18 protein-coding genes, 1 pseudogene and 1 other annotated feature are annotated in these 21,174 nt (G+C 50.4%); of the genes and pseudogenes, 7 read left to right on the top strand and 12 right to left on the bottom strand.

Translation table 11 applies throughout. From position 1 onward, the window contains the following. Positions 1-59: 59 nt before the first annotated feature. Together BN3279_RS18270 and BN3279_RS18265 are read left to right on the top strand one after the other, a co-directional pair. Positions 60-785: a type II toxin-antitoxin system Phd/YefM family antitoxin gene (locus BN3279_RS18270; RefSeq protein ID WP_059052746.1), complete on the top strand. Its 726-nt coding sequence runs from the start codon at positions 60-62 to the stop codon at positions 783-785. 76 nt (positions 786-861) lie between these two features. Beyond that, entirely contained in the window at positions 862-1,173 is a 312-nt protein-coding gene (locus tag BN3279_RS18265) for a YbjQ family protein (protein WP_059052744.1), read from the top strand. Between the two features lie 71 nt (positions 1,174-1,244). Here BN3279_RS18265 and BN3279_RS18260 read toward each other — a convergent pair whose 3' ends face one another. The 5 genes from BN3279_RS18260 to BN3279_RS18240 form a co-directional block, all read right to left on the bottom strand. Then, positions 1,245-1,700, bottom strand: coding sequence for a GNAT family N-acetyltransferase (locus tag BN3279_RS18260; protein ID WP_059052742.1), 456 nt, complete (start codon positions 1,698-1,700; stop codon positions 1,245-1,247). A 14-nt stretch (positions 1,701-1,714) separates the two neighbouring features. Next, on the bottom strand, positions 1,715-2,800 hold the full coding sequence (gene asd / locus BN3279_RS18255; RefSeq protein ID WP_082673123.1) for an aspartate-semialdehyde dehydrogenase: 1,086 nt from the start codon (positions 2,798-2,800) through the stop codon (positions 1,715-1,717). 104 nt (positions 2,801-2,904) lie between these two features. Beyond that, positions 2,905-3,179 (bottom strand) — a binding site (T-box leader). 196 nt (positions 3,180-3,375) lie between these two features. Beyond that, a complete protein-coding gene (locus tag BN3279_RS18250) occupies positions 3,376-3,921 on the bottom strand; it encodes a polymer-forming cytoskeletal protein (protein WP_232436882.1) in 546 nt (181 codons plus the stop codon). A 237-nt stretch (positions 3,922-4,158) separates the two neighbouring features. Continuing rightward, positions 4,159-9,135, bottom strand: coding sequence for a discoidin domain-containing protein (locus BN3279_RS18245; RefSeq protein ID WP_059052735.1), 4,977 nt, complete (start codon positions 9,133-9,135; stop codon positions 4,159-4,161). 403 nt (positions 9,136-9,538) lie between these two features. Further along, entirely contained in the window at positions 9,539-9,856 is a 318-nt protein-coding gene (locus BN3279_RS18240; RefSeq protein WP_059052733.1) for a thioredoxin family protein, read from the bottom strand. A 173-nt stretch (positions 9,857-10,029) separates the two neighbouring features. Between BN3279_RS18240 and BN3279_RS18235 the strand changes: the two genes are divergently transcribed. Together BN3279_RS18235 and BN3279_RS18230 are read left to right on the top strand one after the other, a co-directional pair. Next, complete coding sequence (locus BN3279_RS18235) at positions 10,030-10,356, top strand: YnfA family protein (RefSeq protein WP_059052731.1); 327 nt, start codon at positions 10,030-10,032, stop codon at positions 10,354-10,356. Between the two features lie 32 nt (positions 10,357-10,388). Further along, positions 10,389-11,330: a serine hydrolase domain-containing protein gene (locus tag BN3279_RS18230; RefSeq protein WP_059052729.1), complete on the top strand. Its 942-nt coding sequence runs from the start codon at positions 10,389-10,391 to the stop codon at positions 11,328-11,330. A 4-nt stretch (positions 11,331-11,334) separates the two neighbouring features. On the opposite strand, the gene BN3279_RS18225 is transcribed toward BN3279_RS18230, so the two are convergent. Both BN3279_RS18225 and ybaK read right to left on the bottom strand, forming a co-directional pair. Continuing rightward, positions 11,335-11,964 carry a YfbR-like 5'-deoxynucleotidase gene (locus BN3279_RS18225; RefSeq protein WP_059052727.1) on the bottom strand — a complete coding sequence of 210 codons (630 nt, stop codon included), beginning with the start codon at positions 11,962-11,964 and terminating at the stop codon, positions 11,335-11,337. Between the two features lie 84 nt (positions 11,965-12,048). Then, positions 12,049-12,531, bottom strand: coding sequence for a Cys-tRNA(Pro) deacylase (ybaK, locus tag BN3279_RS18220; protein ID WP_059052726.1), 483 nt, complete (start codon positions 12,529-12,531; stop codon positions 12,049-12,051). Positions 12,532-12,720: 189 nt separating this feature from the next. On the opposite strand from ybaK, the gene BN3279_RS18215 reads away from it, so the two are divergent. The 3 genes and pseudogenes from BN3279_RS18215 to BN3279_RS23510 all read left to right on the top strand — a co-directional run. After that, positions 12,721-13,713 carry a zinc dependent phospholipase C family protein gene (locus BN3279_RS18215; protein ID WP_059052724.1) on the top strand — a complete coding sequence of 331 codons (993 nt, stop codon included), beginning with the start codon at positions 12,721-12,723 and terminating at the stop codon, positions 13,711-13,713. Positions 13,714-13,805: 92 nt separating this feature from the next. After that, a complete protein-coding gene (locus BN3279_RS18210; protein ID WP_059052722.1) occupies positions 13,806-14,930 on the top strand; it encodes a DNA alkylation repair protein in 1,125 nt (374 codons plus the stop codon). Between the two features lie 16 nt (positions 14,931-14,946). After that, positions 14,947-15,075, top strand: a pseudogene (locus BN3279_RS23510) (dihydrofolate reductase); the annotation flags it as partial. Between the two features lie 66 nt (positions 15,076-15,141). Here the strand turns inward: BN3279_RS23510 and BN3279_RS18205 are convergent. The 5 genes from BN3279_RS18205 to BN3279_RS18185 all read right to left on the bottom strand — a co-directional run bounded on the left by BN3279_RS18205 (position 15,142) and on the right by BN3279_RS18185 (position 21,155). After that, a complete protein-coding gene (locus tag BN3279_RS18205) occupies positions 15,142-16,818 on the bottom strand; it encodes a copper amine oxidase N-terminal domain-containing protein (protein ID WP_082673122.1) in 1,677 nt (558 codons plus the stop codon). Positions 16,819-16,953: 135 nt separating this feature from the next. Further along, positions 16,954-18,006, bottom strand: coding sequence for an acyl-CoA dehydrogenase family protein (locus tag BN3279_RS18200; protein WP_232436881.1), 1,053 nt, complete (start codon positions 18,004-18,006; stop codon positions 16,954-16,956). Positions 18,007-18,134: 128 nt separating this feature from the next. Further along, positions 18,135-19,181, bottom strand: a complete 1,047-nt coding sequence (locus BN3279_RS18195; protein WP_059052716.1) for an HD-GYP domain-containing protein — start codon at positions 19,179-19,181, stop codon at positions 18,135-18,137. 261 nt (positions 19,182-19,442) lie between these two features. Beyond that, positions 19,443-20,282, bottom strand: coding sequence for a prohibitin family protein (locus BN3279_RS18190; protein ID WP_059052714.1), 840 nt, complete (start codon positions 20,280-20,282; stop codon positions 19,443-19,445). Positions 20,283-20,375: 93 nt separating this feature from the next. Beyond that, on the bottom strand, positions 20,376-21,155 hold the full coding sequence (locus BN3279_RS18185) for an ABC transporter ATP-binding protein (RefSeq protein WP_059052712.1): 780 nt from the start codon (positions 21,153-21,155) through the stop codon (positions 20,376-20,378). Between the last annotated feature and the right edge of the window lie 19 nt (positions 21,156-21,174).

Below are 21,174 nucleotides of genomic sequence, written 5' to 3'. Positions count from 1 at the left end.
CTCCCTCTAATCTTAGCTAATATATATATCTATAAATAGCTAAAATGAGGTGATTTGAAGTGCATGTAACCTCGACAGATATGCAGAACAATTTTGGCAAGTATTTGAAGTTTGCAGAGGCCCGCGAGGAGATCATCATTACCAAGAACGGCAAAGCAGTAGCTACGCTAAGCTCCTTCCCAGAGGGTGGGCACAATTTGCTTAAAGAAAATGCGTCAGCCTATGAAACGAGTTATGCCCGGGTAAGCTATGAAGAGTTCCTTGAACTAAGCAAGGCATCAGATCAACGCTTTGAATTGATTGACGGTACCCTGTATAATCTGGCTTCTCCTTCATTCCAGCACCAGCATACCGTTCACGAGTTGCACGGCTTATTCTACGGCTGGTTCAAAGGTAAGTCCTGCACCCCGCTGACCTCGCCCTTTGATGTAACCTTGGAGAAGAGGGCTGGTAATACTTGCGTGGTTCAGCCTGATCTCGTCGTGATTTGCGACAAAGACCAAGTCGATGAACATGGCAAATACCAAGGGACCCCTACGCTGGTTGTGGAGGTGCTGTCCCCGTCTACGCGAAGCAGAGATGTGATTCAGAAGCTTGATCTATACCGGGCCTGCGGAGTACAAGAGTATTGGATCGTTGACCCAATGAAGAAGCAGGTGACGGTATATATCTTTCAGGACAAGGAAATTGCCGATATGTATTACTACGCAAACACTGTAGGTTCATTTGCAGCATCACAGGTATTTAACGGGTTACACATTTCCATGTCTGAGTTATTTACTTGAGCAGCACTGAAACCAATCCTCCAGGCGCGCGTATCAACTTACAGTGAGTTATTCCATTTCCAGGAGGGCAAAATCAATGATTATTACAACAACACCAACTATTGAAGGTTCGCCGGTTCAGCAATATTTGGGCGTCGTAACAGGTGAGGTCATCATGGGCGCCAACGTTGTACGCGACTTCATGGCCTCCATCACAGATATCGTCGGAGGACGCTCCGGTGCTTACGAGAACAAGCTACAGGAAGCTCGCGATACTGCCTTTGCCGAAATGCGTCAGGAGGCCTCCCAATTGCGTGCCAACGCTATTATCGGCGTGGACATCGATTATGAAGTCATTCGCGAAGGTATGCTGATGGTTACCGTAAGTGGTACAGCCGTGATTATCTAACTTATGTAACAAAAGTGGCGGTATAGGAATCTACTCCTACACCGCCATTTTCTTTGTCGAACTATACAGCATTACAGCAGCTTGGTCATGAACACACTGTTGGGGTCTTCCTCATAATCGGCAAACGGTCCACAGTAGCGAAAGCCAAAGCCCTCGTACAGCCCACGAGCCGGGACAAATGCCTCCATCGATCCCGTCTCCAGGCTGACTTGCTGATAACCACGCCGTTTTGCCTCCTCCAGAAGATGCTCCAGCATATGCTTGGCAACTCCCTTGCCCCGGTATGGAATGGCCGTGCGCATGGACTTCACCTCAGCATGCTGCGAGTCCAGTTCCTTTAAGGCGCCACAACCAGCCAGTTCCCCCTCCAGCCAAAGGCTCCAGAACGTTACTCCCGGCTGCTTCAACCCTTCAATATTCAAGGCATGAACACTCTCGGGTGGAGACGTCGCGGACATATTCGTCAGATGCTCCCCGATAAAAGCTATAATTTCTGGACCGCTTAAATCATCCAATCTTATCTCCATGTTGCACTCCCCTATTACTTGGCTTGAATATATCCTTCGGCCTTCAATAATTCGGCAATCAGTACGGCACCACCAGCCGCTCCGCGCAGCGTGTTATGGGACAGACCCACGAACTTGTAATCGTAAACGGAATCTGTCCGCAAGCGGCCAACCGATACGCCCATTCCCTTCTCCAAATCACGGTCCAGCTTCGTTTGCGGACGGTTCTCTTCTTCGAAATAAGTAATGAACTGCTGCGGTGCGCTTGGCAAAGCAAGCTCCTGAGGTCTGCCTTTAAATTGACGCCAGCACTCAATAATCTCCGCTTCCGATGGCTTCTTCTTGAAGGAGACAAATACGGTTGCCAAGTGGCCGTCCGTTACCGGCACCCGGATGCACTGTGTCGTTATGAGCGGCGCACTAGCCTTCACGATCTGTCCGCCATCCACATGGCCCCAAATGCGCAGCGGCTCCTGCTCGCTCTTCTCTTCTTCTCCGCCGATATAAGGAATAACATTGTCCAGCATATCTGGCCAATCGGTAAAATTCTTGCCTGCCCCGGAGATCGCCTGGTACGTCGAAGCGACCACGGTGGTTGGCTCAAAATGAAGGAGCGCATTCAGAGCCGGAACATAGCTCTGAATCGAGCAGTTCGGCTTGACAGCGATGAATCCAGTGGAGGTGCCTAGACGCTTCCGTTGGGCTTCAATGACCTCAATATGCTGCGGATTAATTTCCGGAATAACCATCGGGACATCTGGCGTCCAACGATGGGCTGAGTTATTGGAGATTACCGGTGTCCCGGTCTTGGCATAAGCTTCTTCCAGCGCTTGAATTTCCGCCTTCTTCATGTCCACAGCACAGAATACAAAGTCGATGTCAGCCGTAACCTCTTCCACCTTGGAGGCATCCTGAACCACGATGTCCTTCACAGCCGCAGGAATAGCTCCTGCCATCTTCCAGCGTCCTTGTACCGCTTCTTCGTATGTCTTGCCTGCCGATCCTGCGCTAGCCGCAATGCTCGTCACCTCAAACCAAGGGTGTCCGTCCAGCAATTGAACGAACCGCTGCCCCACCATTCCCGTACCTCCGACAATACCTACTTTCAACTTTTCTCCCATCCGTGCTCCAGTCCTTTCCCTGTTGGTTATATGTGTACCTTTGGCGAGATCGCTGTCAGGTTGTGGTCAAATTAAAAAAATCCCACCTCCAAGACAGATTTCGTCTTGGGGGCGAGATTGGTATGCCCGCGGTACCACCCCAGATTCGCTAAGATGTCGCCATCCTAGCCTCTTCAAGTACAGCCTCTCCGGCCCTCGGCCAAATACGCGTATACTCTAGCTCTGTAACAGGAGCTCCTGTCACACCATCCCGCTAACTTCCCGTTCCGATGTGCTGCTCAGAGTCTTTATTCAGTGAATAAGCGCTATGCTCCTTTTCAGCAACCGGAGCTCTCTGGGAAAGGCTGTATTTACCTACTTGTCTCATCAATGCATTTCATGTTCAAATTATATTGCGATAATATTACCAAATAACCGGCTTTACGTAAACCTATTTCGCAAAATTTCCATGATGCTCCCTTTTACCATATGACAAAATGGCTTGTAACGTGCCATCCTCTACCTCACAACGGCGCACAATAAAGAAGCAGACCAACCCGTAAGGCTGGTCTGCTTCTTAGCTGCAATAGCGTAACTTATTGAACTTCAGTTGCTCCGGTAACAGTACCTTCAACTACGGCTGTTCCCTTCACATCTTCGCTGGCAAAGTACAGGTTGCCGTCAATCGTGGCTGTTTTGTCCAGGCTAAAGCCATTAGCTTCTACGTAAACGTCGCCTTTAACTGTACCACCTTGAATCTTCAAGTTTTCACTTTGGGCCGTCAATTTAGGAACGGTCAGTGTAAACGAATCGATGATATTGTGGTCAGCATCTTGCGTGTACAGAGCTATTTTACGGTAAATATCCTTGGTTTCATCGTTTTTGTCATGGAATTGTCCAGCTACGACCACATCCTGATCTACCGTCAAATCATTAAGCGTCGCGATAATCCAAGTTCCTTGCTCACTTACTGCACTTACAAAAGCATCGGCTTGATTGACAATCGATGCCGTTGTTGTAGCATCTGTTTGCTCAGCGTTGTTTCCGGCTGCGCCTGTATTGCCCCCGGCTGCGCCATCATTCGAACCACATCCTGCCAGTAAAACTGCTGCGAGACCTGCTACAACTAAACCTTTGACCATTTTCATGTTGTTTCCCTCCTGAATTTTTATATCTTTGTTTAGATTATAAAAAAAAGTGTAATCTATACATGTGACTAAATTCACATTAATTGTGTATTTTTTCACACAATTTATTCACAGTCCTTTTTCTTATAATCTCTCTTTTATATAAACCGAAAATAAAACGTTCAAACAGCCCATATCCAACTTTTTCGGACATAGGCTGTTTGAGATGACTTCAAGTGCCTAAATTAAGCTCTAGCGGTACAACCTTAATTCCGAAACCGACCACCACCATGCAGGCGTATCCTTGGTCAAGACAATCTTGACATACCGGGCATGCTGCTGTGGGAAGGTCTCTTGAATCAATGAGGCCGTTCCTTCGTTATCACGGATAAGCTCCCACTGTTCCCCATCCAGGGATACATAGATCTGATATCCTCGGGCGTAGTCGTTCTCACTCCCCGTGGAGTCCATGATCAGACTGCTGAAGCGTTGCGGCTGCCCCAGGTCAAGCTGAATCCATTGACCCGGACGCTGTCCTTCGGACGTCGTCCAGCGGCTATGCACCTGATCGTCTAGCAGCGCGTCAACATCAGCATACGTCGATGCTGTAACCGTCCACTTTGTCCGATCAAGCTCATCAGGAAGGGAAATCTCGTCTTGGGCAGGCACCCATACTTCAGGATCGGCTGTATACAGCTTCACCTCGGCGATGGACCACCAGTGTGAATCACTTCCTGTTTGTACTACCTTGATATACCGTGCAAGCGATAACGGAAAAGCTGCGGTAACTTGTGGACCATCAGCCTGACCGGAAGCCACAGGGCTCCCCCAAGCTTCACCATCCAGGGAAGTATACACCTCATAGCCCCGTCCGTAATCATCACGGCTATGCGCGCTGTCCAGCACGATTTGATCCACCGGCTGCGCCGCGCCAAGATCCAGTTCAATCCATTCGCCACCAGCTTGCTCGCGTCCTGAGGTCCAGCGTGTATCCTCGCGGCCGTCCAGCATGGCCGCTGCATCCTCACCGGAAGAAGCAGCGACCGACCATCCCTCAGGAAGAAGCTGCTTCTGGCGGCCGATACCGTAATTATGAATGGCTAACTCGGAGATTGACCACCACTTATCAGCCTGACCAATTTGCACAAGCTTCACATAACGTGCCCGTTGCTGGGGGAACGTAATGGATAAGGCTCCAGACTCGCCCTCACCGCCGATGACCGGTTCGCCCCAACTCTCACCATCCTCAGAGACGTACAACCGATACTCGCGGGGATAGTCATCACGCGAATAGCCGGGATCGAGTACGATCTGGTCGAACTCACTGACTGCTCCCAAATCAATCTTGATCCATTGACCACTGGCCTGTGGACGCCCGCTGCTCCAGAGCGTGCCTTGCTCCCCATCAAGCATGTTGTCTGCTACATCTCCTCCATAAGTAGAGGAAGCCGTCACAACCCAGGAGGAACGATCAGCAAGCGAACCGTCCGCCGGAAGTGGCAAAGGTTGCTCAATGGCACCTGCACCAAATTTGGCCAGCTTCAGCTCGGAGATGGACCACCAGCTATCTGCCGGTTCCGTCAATACAATCTTGACGTATCTGACGGATTGTTCTCCCAGCGCTACCGCCAGGCTTGGGGAAGTACCAATAGCTCCAACCGCCGCTTCTTGCCAGTTCTCGTTATCATTAGACACGAGCACGTCATACCCATGGGCATAATCGCCCCAATTCGTGCCTGAATTCATGAACAAGGTGTCGAAGGCCTGCTCAGAGCCCAAATCAATGTGCAGCCAATCTCCGGGCACTTGCAGTTGCCCCGAAGACCAACGCGTGGCCAAATCACCATCAATCAGACGCTCAGTTGGCTCTGAGCTGGAAGAAGCCGTAATCGTCCAATTGCTGCGGTCCAGGTAACTAACACCCTGGGACGGATCAGGACCTTCCAGCACGGTGTCTTCCAGCGGATTCACCTTCACTTGCGCTTTGGCATACACCGTGGCAGAACCCAAGGCTCCCTGAGCATTATAGAAATGCACCGTCTTCGGCTCGTTGGACGGATTCCAGATTTGCGCGGTATAGATGCCGTCCTTCTGGTAGACCGTTACGGCCGGGTCGTCCGCCCAGATATCCATCGTACGAGTTCCTGTGGACACCATGCTGTGAATGAACCAATAAGCATTGAACACTTCATTTTGCTGCATATTCCGTGTATCCCACTTCGCCAGCGCACCCTCCGGGTTGCCAATCGACTGGAATGGCCAGATGATATGCTGCCAAGTACGCTCTGGCTGACCGCCAAGGTCCTTAATCATACCTGCATAGAGGTCATTTGTTTTTTGCGGATCACGGCCATAATAAGTCATCCATTCTGCTGGCGGTAGCCAGTGAATGCCATAAATATGCTCCGGATCTCCGGAGAAATACGTGCCGTATAGATAAGCACTGCCGAACACCATACCTGCTGTTGCGTGGTTATATCCTTCTACCCAGTTATCATGATCATAGTTGAACCAGTATTGCTCGGCGGCTTTTTCTTCCGTCACAAATCCCCAAATACCGGTATCCCGGTGGGCATCATTACCTGTGACCTCGCCCCACATATACTGCCCAACCCAACTGAACAAGGACTCTCCTGCTGCTTCCTGGTTGTTACCACTGCGATTGTCAGCATAACCACCTGCCCAGGAATGACCTTCATACGGATCGAAATTCCGCAGCCATGGGAAGAGATCGTCCGTCTTAGAAGGGTTAGCATAATCACGAATGAGTAACTCGACCATGTCTCCATAATCCCGCAGGAATTCCTCATCATACGTAGCAAGGACTGCCGACGCGAAGACATAATAGCCATAAGTGAAATGATGGTCTGTTAGCCCGGTGTTCACACCAAATCCACTACCATAAGGGAAGATCGATCCCCATACATCGTTGTAATGGAAATAATAAGAATGGAACCGTTCATCCGGCGAATAGGTGTACCAGTCCGTCAGAATCGTTCTCAGGAAGGACAAATACCGATCTCTGCGCTCCGTATCGCCCAGTTGATCACTAATCAAGGCAGCCAACCCCAGCGGGTGTAGCTTCTTGCCTTGCCAATAAGGATCATCGCTCATCAGACCATTCGCCATATCCGCATCAAGCTGATCCAGATAACCCATCAGTTGTGCCCGGGAATAAGTCGGATCATCCGGCTCCACGAACTGTGGAATAATCCCGTAGAAACGGTCTTGCGTAGTAAAAGAGTTCCCTTCACTGACACGCATCACACCGCGAATGGATGGATAAGTCAGTTCCGTCAGCGGCGTTGTTGCGATTTTCCATTGATGAGGAAGCAATGCCATTAAGGTGTCCCCGGAAAATCCAGGACGCTTCACTTCTGTCGTTGAACGGAAGCTCGTCGTAACCAGAGATTGTGACTTGTCATAATCATAGGTAACCGTCGTATCCGTCACGAAGGCATAGGCGTGGCGATAATAGTTGGACAATTCCTCTGCCGCTGGCAGCGTCGCCAGCGACAAGTAATCCCCACCTTGCCCGAACTTGATCTTGATTGTATTACCCAGCTTCATGAACAAGGTGCCCTCAGGGGCATAAACGCCATAGTTGCGCACGAACGTTTGCGGTGTTGGCGCATTGTCCCGGTTGGTGACTTCAATACCGATATGATCAGCCGTGAGCACGTCACCGTCATTCAGCAGAATCGGCTGATTGTTGTCATCGAACAACCTTGTAATGTTCGCCGATTGCAGAACTGCTGCGTCAGGTTGTTCAAAGGTGTTGTACAAGAAGGGCGAACCCTTGACAAACGTGGTCTTCATCTTCGCCGTATCATCGTCACTCATGATTACCGTCGCGGAATAATCACCGTAACCGGCAATCTTCGTCACCACTTCGGCTGGATTCATATTGCTTGTGGACAAGATTAAATCCGGAGGACCATCCGCATCAATGGAACCACCATCAGCCGAGGCGTATCCGGCGCCCGGATTCAGAATATTTAATCCTTGACGGGTATAACGGTTCTTGAAAGGAAGCGTCACCAGGCTGTTACCATCACCCAGATTAGCAATCAGGATAGATTGCCACCAGTCATTGGACGGGATCGGAGCCTGAACCTCAGAGGTCCGGTATTTTGGATTTTTCGGTGACAGCATCGTGACATCATTAATCTCATAGCTTCCCGCCCCAACCTGCACAGTAGCTATGTCACGAATAGCCGGAATGTCGTGAACTGGCTTGGCATCTCCTTCACGATAGGCATACACGCCGAACTCATAAAGCGAATAGCCGTTGGTAGAGCCTCGTCCATGTCCAGCCATCTTCACATAACGTGCCTGGGCATAGACGGGAATCTCATCCCGACCACCGGACCCATTCAGCTCACGGTACACGGTTGTCCAGCTTTGAGCATCGTCGGACACCTGAATGTCATAGGCGCGGCCAAAGGCGGTCTCCCAACTCAAGGAGACGCTGCCGATCTCGCTCACGGCCCCCAGGTCAACATAGATCCATTCATTATCCTTGTAAATGGAAGACCAGCGGGTATCGGGATTGCCATCGGTAGCGTTCCTGGCCAAGTAATTACGCTCTTCCATCTTGGCCTTGTCTTCCTCCGAGCGGCTAGGCTCATCGATCTCCAGCGAAGAAGCAATAACCTCCTTGCCGAGTGCCAGGTTCACAGCCTCGGGTTTGGGCGGTTGGTTTGCTCCTCCCGTTCCATATACGTTGAATTCAAATAACGAGATTCCGTAGGCCTGCTGTGCTCGTTTTGTACTATACAAACGAACGAATCGCCCTTCCTCGGAAACCTCTACCTCCGTTAATCCACCCTTGCCCTCCGTAGTAGCGTACACAGGGGTCCAGTTCATCTCATCGTCGGACACCTCGAAGGCAAACTCCGTAGCATAGGCATTCTCCCACAGGACAGAAATGCTGGAGATGTCCGCACTCGCCCCCAAATCCACATAAATCCACTGTGGGTCCTTCTGCCATTCGCTTTCCCAGCGGGTATGCTCACTGCCATCCACCGCCAGATCTGCTGTATTCCCGCCTAATGCTGAAGAACTGTAGACGGGTCTGTGTAACGATAATAAGTAGTCCTCTTCCCCTGCGGCTTGTGCCGTTGATGCAGGAAACCAGGGAACACTGCTCACCGTGAGGAGGACCGCCATCATCAGATGTGCCCAAATCATGCGGGCCTTACGTTTGGAGCTCAACCATTGCTGCATAATTCCACTCCTTCTTGTCTGTTTGTCTGAAAGAATAAATCGGCTCAATTCCACTCTCTTTTGTCTTCACACCTCTTTCATCGTCGATCTTCCCACTTTATGTATGAGTATGATGGAATGGCTGTGCTTGTGGGAATTTGTGGGAAATATACCACTCCATTTGGATTTATCGTCCATATGTCCTTAATTTTGAAGAGTTAACCCCATGAATTTTATAAAATTAGGATATTAGAACTAATCAAGCCAACAGAGTATAATTCCAAAGTTGCATCCCCTTTAGCGTAACAGCGAACTAGTGATAATAAGCATGAAAAAGGCAGCGCCAAAGCAACCTCTCCTGCTCTGGCTACTGCCTGTTCTGTTCATTAGAGCATAGTCAAATCCTTTGGCTAGCCACTCCTGCCTATTCCAAGCTGTTCAGATATTCGCTAACCTGCCCTGGTGTTTTGGCAAACTTGCTATGCAGATGCGCGATCTTCTCGCCGTTCCGATAAACCAGCAAGCTCGGAATGCCACGAACCTCATTCGCCTCCGCCAACGGTTGAAACTCCTCCGCATCCATCGCATAGAAGTCTTTATCCCCATGTTCCTCCACGATCCCCCCGATAAAGCGGTCCAGGGTTTTGCAGTCCGGGCACCAGGTCGTGTCGAACTTGATCACCGTATACTGATCTCTTTGCACCAATTGTTCGAATTGTTCCTGCGATTGTACTCTATCCATCTTCAAATTCTCTCCTTCACTTGAATATTTCAATTGAACTTTCCCTATGATATCTTAAAATTTAATATTTATATTAACCGAGATTGGCCGTGAAGGCCATAGTTATCATAAAGGTTTCATCTTGCGGGAACCATGATACAATCAAGGAACTAGGTAATGAAAGGAATGAGATCATGATATTTGCCATCATATTGTTCATCGTGGCCGGGCTAGCCGAGATCGGCGGTGGTTACTTGGTGTGGCTCTGGCTGCGCGAATCCAGACCTCTCTGGTACGGACTAACCGGGGGAATTATCCTGATGCTCTACGGTATCATTCCAACCCTGCAGAAATTCCCGGCCTTTGGACGTGTTTACGCCGCCTATGGCGGAGTATTTATTATTTTGGCTGTACTCTGGGGCTGGTGGGTCGATAAGAAAACGCCGGACTCCTATGATTGGGCAGGAGCAGCCATTTGCCTCGTTGGCGTCTCCATCATGCTGTGGGCACCTCGTCATTAATTTACTACTGACCCTGAGAAAGGAACTGCACCATGAACCTGTCTGCCATCTCTTCAGCCTTGACGCCGCTGCACCTGAGAAGCTGCTTGATCAGTCAGCAGGGGCAGCTTGTGCTTGAACATTATCGAGACGTACATACTGTAGATGAAATTGCCAAAATTAATTCCTGCACCAAGAGTATTCTGTCGGCGCTGATCTGTATCGCTATGGACATGAAGTTGCTGCCCAAGCCCGACACCCGAATCAGCGATTTCTTTCCCTCGTTGAAGGACGACAAGGACGCGCGCAAGCGGGATATTACCCTGCGCCATCTGCTCACCATGTCCGGCGGGTGGAACTGGACCGAATTCGGCGGGCATAATTCGTTCCCGCGGATGACCCGTTCCCCGGATTGGGTCCGCTTTGCCCTGGAGCAGCCGATGGCTGATCTTCCCGGGGACCGGATGGAATATAACTCCGGCTGTTCGCAATTGCTATCCGCTGTTCTGGTCCAAGCTTCCGGATTGCCAACCGCCGAGTTTGCCGAGCGCTATCTGTTCGGCCCGCTGGGCATTGAAGCTTACCACTGGGAGCAGGACCCGCAAGGCATCCATACCGGCGGCTTTGGACTGTCACTTCGTCCCGCCGACCTGCTCAAGTTCGGGCTGCTCTATCTGCATCAGGGCGTTTGGAACGGTCGCGGCCTGATCAGTTCCGAGCTATCTGCGTTATCCGTGCAGCCTGCCATCGATGTAGAAGCCCCGCGCCGCGGCTGCTATGCCTGGCATTGGTGGACAGACACCTATGCGGCAGGACCCGAGGGAGGTTCTGGTGCGTCCGCTGGCTTTGATTATTTTTTCGCCCAGGGTTACGGCGGACAGTTCATCTATGTTATACCGGGACTTAATACCGTCGTTGTGTTAACGGATGATAAACGAAAAAAAGACCGTCCTCCGGTCCATGTGTTTCGAAGCTGTATTGCCCCTTACCTGTAAGGGCTTAGCTATCCAGTGCTTCCTGGGTAATGCGCTTGATATCAATGGCTGACATCGTCTCTTCATTGACCATGTCAGTCAATATCTCGCGGAGGAAATAATCAACGCAGTGCAGGTCAATCTGCTTGATCTTGATCAGAGCATCACGATACATTTTGACGAATTCCTTCTCGGTGTTCCCTCGCAGCAGCTCAGCAAACGCCTCGTAGACTTGATCCAGCTTGTCAGCAACCTCAAGGATCAGTCCCTCCACAGAATCATCCTTCCCTTCGCGCAACTGACGCCGGAAGGTTGGCTTGAATTCCTCAGGAATATGCTCCTCGATAAAATTGTGAACCATCCCTTCCTCCACCTGGAGGATCAGGTTGCGCAACTCAATGGACGCATGCTTCACCGGCGTCTTGATATCACCGATAAATATCTCTCCATAATCATGGCTGCTCGTAATCTCGTACAGCTTCTTCCAGTCGATAGCCGTACCGTGCTGCTCCTCGATATCAGCCAGTGTCTTCGCATACTGCACGACCTTCCAGGAGTGCGCTGCCACACTATGCACCTCAAACTTGAATTTGCCTGGACAGCGGTAAATGCGTTCCAATTCGTTTAAAGATCGAAAGTACGTATGAATGCCCATCACATCAGCCATCCTTTTATAGGTATCATTTTAGTGGAGCATACCCCGATTATAGACAACGATTGTTAAGGGCGAATCAAATCCTTACTCTGCGTCACGAATTAATGAAGCAAATTGTCCTCTAATCTGGCTGACAAGCTCCTCTGGAGCAAGCTCGACTTGCATCCCGATTTTGCCGGCACTAACCAGCAATGTGTCCAAACGCACGGCCAGGCTATCAATGAACGTCGGAAACAGCTTCTTCATGCCCACCGGAGAGCAGCCGCCGCGAATATAGCCCGTTACTGCCTGCAAATCCTTGAGCGGAAGCATTTCGATCTTCTTAACTCCAGCAGCCTTGGCCGCCTTCTTCAAATCCAGTTCCTCTGCCACCGGAATAACAAACACAAAATAATCATTACCATGATGGGCAACCAACGTTTTATAGACCTTCTCCGCCGCTTCCCCGATTTTCTCCGCTACCATGGTGCCGTTTACAGGCTTGTCCTGTCCTTCATATATATGAACCTTGTACTCAATCTTGGATTTATCCAGCATGCGCATCGCATTTGTTTTTACTTCCGACATTTTTTGTCACTCCCTACCTCTCTATCCTAGCACTTCCCCTGAAAATACAGCAACAAAAGGCAGTAACTCCTCGCGTATGTCCTTCAATATTTACACGAAGACGCATCGCTTTTTACGCTCCCATGATACCCGTTACTTATGCTGGGAAGGAAAGAGATTTGACTCATCATTTTAGCGGGAGGAAAGCTTATGCCAGCCCTTTGGATGCATATTGAATATGGTCGGCGGCTTGCTGCTGAGTTTCGAGACCGCTTGCCATTTCTGAACCAGCTTCACCACCACGAGAACCTCTATCAAATGGGCTGCCAGGGACCGGATTTTCTACTCTTCCATGGCTTCCTGTCCTGGCGCAAGCCAAGTAGCATGACCCATCTCGGTAATCTTATGCACAGCCAGAACTGCGGCCCTACCCTGATTGATTTATGGCAAAGTAGTCTGCAATTATCCGAGCCGGAGCGTACTCCAGCATTCATTTATTTCCTCGGTTTCCTGACCCATCATCTACTCGATCGCAATCTGCACCCTTATATTAACTGGAAAGCAGGCTACCAGCGTCTGGACCATCAACGCTTTGAAATCGCCTTGGATGCTCATTTCCTATATCGTGCCAAGCAAGTGGATATCTCCCATGAGCAGGGCTGGAAGAAGATTGAGCTCGCCCAAGGACTTCCCCGGTCCATCCGCCAAATTTTACACGATACATCATTAAGCCTTTATCCCGAGGTGACCGGTCTATCCTTCCACGGCTGGCAACAAGCCTATAAGGACATGGTACTCGCACATCGTTTGCTTTACGACCCGAGTGGCTGGAAGAAATCATTGGTTCCTCCGGTGCTGGGGCAGCTCCTTTATCCCTCAACTTCACTCCTCTCCAACCAGGATATCCCCGATTATCTCAACGAGCAGCGAACAGAGTGGAGACATTCCGCTATTTATTCCGAGATCCGCCGGGAAAGTGTGTGGGAGCTTTGGGAACAGGCATTGGAAGATGGACGACAGGTCCTTCATGCCCTTGCGCAGTGGCTGCATCACAGCCAGGAAGACCCGACTACCCTTGCGGTCAAGCTGGAAGACTTCCAGCAAGTGCTGGGCAACCGCTCCTACGATACCGGCAAGGAATGTGGCAGCGATTTGGTCAATCTGTATGCCGAGCCCATCTGGAACCGGCAAAGAACTGGCTGATGCTCCAAGCCTTGGCTAAGAACGTGACAGCGTCTGCCGCGCTATAGTAGAATATAACCCTGAAGTCTGTACAGGAACAGGGGGAACTAACGATGGCCGAGACATTAAAATCCATATATAGCGAAGCTTTTCTGCAAGGGTTTGGCGATAAGATCCACGCGGTTTATCCATCCTTCAATCCCGAGCAATTCGTGACAGATACGATGGATAGTACATGGGAAGAACGAGAACTGAAGGCACGGATGCGGCAAATTACGCTAAAGCTGGGGCAGCAATTGCCTTCGACCTTTGCGGATGCCGTTAAGGTATTGTATGCCGTGGTGGAAGACTGCACCGGCTTCCCTTACTTGTTCTTCCCGGATTTTGTGGAGGTGTTCGGCAGCAACGAAGCGGACTGGTCTCTGGCCATGCAAGCGTTAGAGCGCTTTACGCCCAAATCCTCTGCTGAATTTGCTGTTCGCTCTTTTATACTGCGTGATCCTGAACGGATGATGCGACAAATGGAGGAGTGGTCCAAGCACGACAATGAACACGTTCGCCGCTTAGCTAGTGAAGGCTGTCGGCCCCGATTGCCTTGGGGACAAGCGCTAGCACCCTTCAAGCAGGCCCCCGCCCCCATCCTGCCTATTCTGGAGCGGCTCAAGGCAGACCCTAGCCTATATGTACGCAAGAGCGTTGCCAATAACCTGAACGATATTGCGAAGGACCATCCCGAACTGGTGCTTGATCTGGCTCATCGGTGGAAAGGCACGCACCCACACACCGACTGGATCGTGCGCCATGGCTGCCGAACCCTGGTCCGCAAGGCTGGTCCGGCTGCGCTGGAGTTGTTCGGATATGCCCAAGCCAGCGGAGACACACCACTGGCTGAATCCGCTGCGATCTCAGTAGACCTGGATACCCTGCGAATCGGAGATAGCTGCGAGTTGCACTACGAGCTGACCCTTCGTCCAGGCGAGCCAGCTAAAGTGCGAATTGAATATGGCATTGACTTCGTCAAGTCAAGTGGGCGCACTTCACGTAAGCTGTTCCTGCTCTCCGACAAGACCGTTCCGGGGAATACGAAACTGAGCAGCTCTCGTCGTCACAGTTGGGCTGACCTTACAACTCGGCGGCATTACCCTGGTGAGCACCGAATCGCCCTGCTGGTGAACGGCGTCGAGGTGGCCCATACGCTGCTTCAACTGAGCGAAGCTAATCCGGACAAGCCACTATAATTCCTACTGAAAGGGGGAGGGCGATACCTTTTTTCCTGAAATCGATAGGAGTCAATGGCAAGAAGTATCCACACAACAAGGAATTCAAAATGCTCAAAACCCCTATATTTACTATTTTCATGTTTATGAAAAGATAGCGAATTAACCATCCTGTTTAATAGAAAGGGCCTGCAAGCCAGTTCAATAGACTAGCATGCAGGCCCTCTTATAGTTAATCGAAAATGGAAAAGCCCACCCATTCCCCTTGCAGCAAATCTTGCCCTTTCGTATTCTCTACGTTTGCAATCGACATCTCCATACTATCTACTTGCTCCAATAGCTCTGCGGGCAATAAGAAGATGGCCAACCTCTCTAGACTGGCTCCTGCCTTCAATTCATCAGGCACGGGCTTACGTAAGTTCGTAGTCTCTTGCAGTGCAGCCTCGATTCCTGTTGTGCGAATGGATGTTTTTATCGCATTGACATTAATGGATTCCTTCGTATTATTCGTGACCACATATTTAACAGTCAACTCAATAATATCCGAATTGCCAAAGTCACTAAAGTTACTGGCATAAGCAGGCTTGACACTCAACTTAGCCCATTGGTAGCCCGGCATACGGAATTGAATCCCTGCCCGTTCTTCCTTGAAATCAGGTGTTCTTTCCTTGTACACCTCTTTATGAACCATACCCGCCTCAACTAACTGGTTCTGATAAGGCGGAATGACATCCTGCCACAAATAATCACCTTCTCCAATACGCAGCAGCTTCTCATCGTTGCCGGCTACAAAGAACATGCGCTGTACCTTCGTGCCGTCCTTGTACTGGAGAGTGATGGTGTACCCGGAAATGGAATACGTACCAGAAGCCTCCGAAGCACCAGCAATGGTTGTTGAGGTACCTGTATCATTACCTGTGTCGCTGGAGCCATCAGATGTACTTCCCGTCCACTGGCTATCCACAAAGCTGCCGTCAGGGCGGAAAATCAGCGTATTGGTCTTCGCCAACCCACCTCCGCCAGGCAAAGCAGTATAGCCACTAGCTTCATATTTTCCATCCAGCTTCTTGCCCGTAGACGGCCCATAACGTGTGTATTCCTCGCCATCAATAACGAGCGATCCGTTAGTACCCCGTTTCAAGGCATGAGTAGTGCCATTGCCCAAGATCAATTGATCTCCCTTAATTTGATAAGTTAGAGAGCCGCCCTCACTACCTTTAATCTGATCGACGCCTGTCTCGGGCAATTCAGTGACAACATAGCGATCATCAACGAAATAGAAAGTATCCCAGCATACGCCACCGCAGCCAGCCGTCCCTTGCAAATCAAGCGAATGCCGGGCATACAGGCCACTAACTCCCTGCCCGGAAGGAACGGGCTCCTGTCCTTGCTGGGAGGACTGAGCTTGATTCGCTCTACGCTGCGCCTCAGCCTGATCCCACCCCTGCTTCGCAATATACTCGGGGCTAAAGACTTGAATGATCCGCTGGTCAGGATTCCAGCCAACCACCGCGCTTGTTGCTTCTCCTATGAACCGAAGCGGTACCAGGGTATGACCATTGCGCACGCGCCCCGGACTATCCAACGCAACCTCTTTGCCGTTGACCTTAGCCTTACGGCTATCAATAATGAGGGAGAACTGGTTCTCCCCCTTCTGACCTTGTACCGTGCCCGTCTTAGGCTGCCAGTCCACCTTAATGCCTAATGCCTCAATTAAAGGCCGCAATTGTACTATGGTAGAACCATTTTGCACTTGGGGATGGATGGAGAAAGATACCTGCTGACCATCTACGTATACTTTAATTTCAGACGCCGCCATCGCAGACGGCACAGCCAGGAACAATGCCAATACCAAGCTCATGGCCGTTCCTCTTAGCCATAATATACTCAAGTTACCCTTTGTCCTCATCGTGACACTCCTTTCTAGACATAAGCAGAACGTTAGCTCTAGCTAAAAATTACTGCTATTATATGGGGAATGTGCAAGAGACACAATAGGGATAAGGGCTTGAATTCCTCCCACAGCCATCATCCAGGCTAAAGGCTATAGACTCAGGAGCACGGAATGCTGCGTCACCGTATGCAAGTCCCGCCAAGTGCGGTTCAGCGGATGATTCTGCTGGAGCCCCGTCATACCGAGCAGCGGGAACACCGTCTGTGCACCGCTACGCGCGGTGCTGGCTGTCTGCTGGCTAACCTGTCCCACCTCGTCCCAAAGCTCCGGGGATAGCTCCCCTTCTTGAACGAACGTCTCCCACGAGGATTCAACTATGGTATGGAACAGGTGGCTTGCTTCAGTCAGCCATTGTTCTTCCCGATCCACCGCCTCAAGCAGAGCTTCCAGACGCCGTGACTGCATCTCGCTCCACTCCCAAGCCTTATGAGCAGCCAGGGAACGGCATTCCTCCAGAAAGTGGCGTGCAATCCCTATTGATACCGCCGCAAACGAGGTTTGAGCGAACGGCAGGAACGGCACACGATAAATTGGATCGTCATAGCGAGGTTCAGTAGCGATATCGAACGTCATGTTCTCCGGTACAAAGGAGCTTTGTACCTTGATGGAATGACTGGAAGTCGCGCGCAATCCAAGTGAATTCCAGTCGCGTATGACCTCAACCTGCTCCGGTAGGAAGGCGAAGGAACGCATAAGCGGCTCCCCTTCTCCTTCAATCATACAATTCGCCGTGTAGAAGCTCGCATAGGTCGATCCGCTGCAATACTTCCATTCCCCGCTGACGATGTATCCGCCTTCCGTCCTTTGCGCCGTCCCTGTCGGCATCCCGCTGCCTGCAAGCACCGCGTCGCGGCCTGAGAATAGCGCCACTGCTTCCTGCTCCGGCAAGGTCGCGGAGAAGAACCCACCACCTGCGCCAATCGTCACAAGCCACCCAAAGGCACCGTCAATCCAGGATGCCTGCTCAAACAGCCGCAATGCCTCTGGCATCCCGGCACCACGTCCTCCAAGCTCTTGCGGAACAAACGCCTTGAACAACTTCGCGTCATAGATTAGTTCCAATAGCCAAGCCTCTATCTCCCCGCGCTGTTCCCTTTCCAACGCGTGATTCCGTATTTTCTCCACTTGCGCATGATCGTACAAGAACATGATGTTCATCTGCCTTTCTATGGATGGGATGAGTAAACAACCTGAGCCAAGTATAATATATTGCAAAAAAAGACAACAGAGCATTTGCTCCGCTGCCTTTTACCAGTCTGATCATAACTTTATTAAATAAACACCTGCTCCAAATCAATCGAACGCTCCCGCGACAAATCGCGGAACTGCTCCTCATCGACCTGCACGAGGGGCTTAAAGATATCCATCGGATTGTTCCACACGATGGTAGCCGTCTCTCCGTTACTCAGCTTGGCCCGCTTACCGATAAAGTTCGGCAGCAGATTGCGCGTTAACGCTTGGACAGCCTTCTCATTTAGCTTGCCAAATCCAAGCTCATAAATCCTCCGCAGCACCGTCAAGAGGTCCTGACGATTGCGGTTCTCATCCGGCGAGGCGAGGCCAATATAAGTATTAGCTACAGCTACGATCTCCGCATACGGATGAATCTTCTCCTTAGGCAACTTGCCCGGGTACCCTGAACCATCCTCGTATTCATGATGCTGCAAGGCTACCAAAGCCGTGATATCCTCTCCCGTTGAATCGCGAATAATCTCATAGCCGTAAGTCGTGTGACGCTTCATTTCCTCCCGCTCTTCCTCGGTCAATTCATGATCGTTGTTGCGAATCGACTGGCGGACCTTACTCTTCCCGATATCATGCAGATAACCCGCTTTACTGATCTCATAACATTCCTCGGCGGAATAACCGAGCCAGGTAGCAATGTAATAGGATAAAAGCCCTACCTGCAGGGAGTGATTGTAAATGGTTACATCTTCTTCGCTAAAAGCAATCAGCAACGACACGACATCCTTATTGCGGTCCAGTACCTCAAGCATGGGTACCAAATGGCGGTCGACCATCGACTGGTTGAACTTCCCGGTCGTGAGCGCCTCCAGGAACAAGGACTGATAGCCCTTCAGCGTAAAGTAAAAATTATCTCTCAGCCGCTGAGTAAATTCCTTAGGGTCCTTGGAAGCAGACACCGCTTCCCCTTCACGCAATTCAATATCTACATAGTCAATGCTTTGCCGAATCAGGAGGGCAATTTCCTCCGTATGTATACTGGTTCCCTTGGGAAGTATGTGCAGCCCAGCCCGGTTGAAAATATCCGTCTTCAACCGATCTCCTTCCTGTAACTCCATGACATGGGTTCTCATGTTTTCCCCTCTCCTCTTCTCGAACGCGGACGAACGCCGAATCAAATTCTTCTTACCTATAAATATCGAGTGTTTTCGTCATTTCCTTAATAGTGCTTAAGGTGGGATTTATAAATCATAGTGCACCTTAGAATCAATGTTCATTAGGCATTTAGACCTTGGAATCTACATTTCCCGGTCCATTCATTCATGCCAACCAAGCTATCAACACAAAGAACCGCCGGGCCTTTGGCCCGGCGGCAGACGCCTGATCTTATAAACTTACTGTCCGGTTAAGGACTGGAGATCTATGAACGGAGTTGCTCCACCCGTAACTTGCGGCAGCTTGCCATCCCATTTCTCCAGTGCCTTCTCCTGGACTTCGATTTGCTTCAATTGCACCAATTCAGGTGTCACTTCCTGCTTCTTGAGCTTGAGTGATTCCGCTTCGGCCTCAGCCTGAGCAATCTTTTGCTTGGCTTCAATCTCAATACGCTTGAGGTCATTGCTCGCCTTGAGCGCTTGCTGCTGAGCAACCTGTTTGGCTTCAATGGATTGGTTAAACGCTTCGGAGAATTTGAAGTTGACGATGTTGATTTCATTGACGATCAGATCGTATTTAGCCAACCGTGCGGTCAAGTGCTCGCTGATCTCGCCAGCCACCACATCCCGCTTGGCAATAAGGTCCTCTGCCTGATAACGGGCCGTAACCTCCTTCACAATCTCCTGCACAGCCGGATTAATAATGACGGTGTCATAGTTCCCACCAATATTGTTCATCAGGTTGTATGCCGAATCCTTGTTAACCGAGTAGTTCACCGACACATGAGTCGAAACTGGCTGCAAGTCCTTGGAAGAAGCCGTCGTGTCCGTCTCCGTCTTGGTTACCTGTGTATTCACTTGAATGACCGTCTGAATAAAAGGAATCTTTAAATGCATGCCAGGGGTCAAAATATTGCTATTCAGCTTACCAAATGTCTTATATAAGCCAACATGACCGTATTCCACCTGTGCATAACTACTAGCCCCCACCACCAGCAAGACGACGACCAATAAAGCAGTCGATACCATTCTTCCTAGGGGTATATTTGCTTTCGGTTTCTTCGTAGTTCCTTGTTCCATCTATTTAATCCCTCCACATGATATGATCTATCTTCTTGTTGCCCGCTAACTATACCATGTAATACGGAAGAAGGAGCCATTGGTAGCAAAAAGTTATTTCCGCGACAACCAGGCCCGTCCCTGATTCCAGTGCAGGGCTACAGGCACCTCGAAAAATTCGGATAAATGCTTCTCATTCAGCACTTCTTCCGTTGGCCCTTGCATAAAGGTCGCACCCCGCCGCAACAATAAGGTTCGGCTGAAGATGGGCAGCACTTCCTCAGTATGATGCGTAACATAGAGCATATGAGGTGCATCCGGCTCGGTGGCCAGTTCGGAAATACTCTCCAGCAACTCCTCACGAGAAATAAAATCAAGCCCGTTAGCCGCCTCATCCAGAATCAAGAGCTTGGGCGCCGCCATAAGCGCGCGTGCAATCAACAGCTTCTGCCGTTCGCCTTGCGAGCAGGTTTGATAAGTACGCCCCCGCAAATGCGCACAACGAAGCCGCTCCATCAATTTAAATGCTCGCTCGTAATCTTCAGCGGTTGGCTGCTCATACAATCCAATAGTTGCGAACTTGCCGCTTACAACCAGATGTTCGCCTTTCTGTCCACCATGCAGCCGCTCCTGCAAGGACGAGCTGACCCAGCCAATCCATTTGCGTAGGTCCCGCAGGTCCACCTCGCCAAACCGATTGCCCAACACACTGATCGAACCGGAGGTAGGCCATAAGTAACCACACAGCATATTAAGCAGCGTGGTTTTCCCTGATCCGTTAAGGCCAAGTAACGCCCAATGCTCCCCTGGCTGTACAGTCCAATCGATTCCGCTTAATACCGTCTTCCCCTCACGCTCCCAAATTACGCGCTCCATCTCAATAATATTATTCATGCTCTAACCGCTCCCTTCT

The organism is Paenibacillus senegalimassiliensis, from assembly GCF_001486585.1.
GTDB lineage: Bacteria > Bacillota > Bacilli > Paenibacillales > Paenibacillaceae > Fontibacillus > Fontibacillus senegalimassiliensis.
This window is presented reverse-complemented; position numbering and strand designations above follow the sequence as displayed.

What these genes read in the sequence shown, in the direction of transcription:
- BN3279_RS18265 (WP_059052744.1), top strand. Translation starts at nt 862, where the DNA reads ATGATTATTACAACAACACCAACTATTGAAGGTTCGCCGGTTCAGCAA.
- BN3279_RS18260 (WP_059052742.1), bottom strand. Translation starts at nt 1,700, where the DNA reads ATGGAGATAAGATTGGATGATTTAAGCGGTCCAGAAATTATAGCTTTT.
- asd (WP_082673123.1), bottom strand. Translation starts at nt 2,800, where the DNA reads ATGGGAGAAAAGTTGAAAGTAGGTATTGTCGGAGGTACGGGAATGGTG.
- BN3279_RS18250 (WP_232436882.1), bottom strand. Translation starts at nt 3,921, where the DNA reads ATGGTCAAAGGTTTAGTTGTAGCAGGTCTCGCAGCAGTTTTACTGGCA.
- BN3279_RS18245 (WP_059052735.1), bottom strand. Translation starts at nt 9,135, where the DNA reads ATGCAGCAATGGTTGAGCTCCAAACGTAAGGCCCGCATGATTTGGGCA.
- BN3279_RS18240 (WP_059052733.1), bottom strand. Translation starts at nt 9,856, where the DNA reads ATGGATAGAGTACAATCGCAGGAACAATTCGAACAATTGGTGCAAAGA.
- BN3279_RS18235 (WP_059052731.1), top strand. Translation starts at nt 10,030, where the DNA reads ATGATATTTGCCATCATATTGTTCATCGTGGCCGGGCTAGCCGAGATC.
- BN3279_RS18230 (WP_059052729.1), top strand. Translation starts at nt 10,389, where the DNA reads ATGAACCTGTCTGCCATCTCTTCAGCCTTGACGCCGCTGCACCTGAGA.
- BN3279_RS18225 (WP_059052727.1), bottom strand. Translation starts at nt 11,964, where the DNA reads ATGGGCATTCATACGTACTTTCGATCTTTAAACGAATTGGAACGCATT.
- ybaK (WP_059052726.1), bottom strand. Translation starts at nt 12,531, where the DNA reads ATGTCGGAAGTAAAAACAAATGCGATGCGCATGCTGGATAAATCCAAG.
- BN3279_RS18215 (WP_059052724.1), top strand. Translation starts at nt 12,721, where the DNA reads ATGCCAGCCCTTTGGATGCATATTGAATATGGTCGGCGGCTTGCTGCT.
- BN3279_RS18210 (WP_059052722.1), top strand. Translation starts at nt 13,806, where the DNA reads ATGGCCGAGACATTAAAATCCATATATAGCGAAGCTTTTCTGCAAGGG.
- BN3279_RS18205 (WP_082673122.1), bottom strand. Translation starts at nt 16,818, where the DNA reads ATGAGGACAAAGGGTAACTTGAGTATATTATGGCTAAGAGGAACGGCC.
- BN3279_RS18195 (WP_059052716.1), bottom strand. Translation starts at nt 19,181, where the DNA reads ATGAGAACCCATGTCATGGAGTTACAGGAAGGAGATCGGTTGAAGACG.
- BN3279_RS18190 (WP_059052714.1), bottom strand. Translation starts at nt 20,282, where the DNA reads ATGGAACAAGGAACTACGAAGAAACCGAAAGCAAATATACCCCTAGGA.
- BN3279_RS18185 (WP_059052712.1), bottom strand. Translation starts at nt 21,155, where the DNA reads ATGAATAATATTATTGAGATGGAGCGCGTAATTTGGGAGCGTGAGGGG.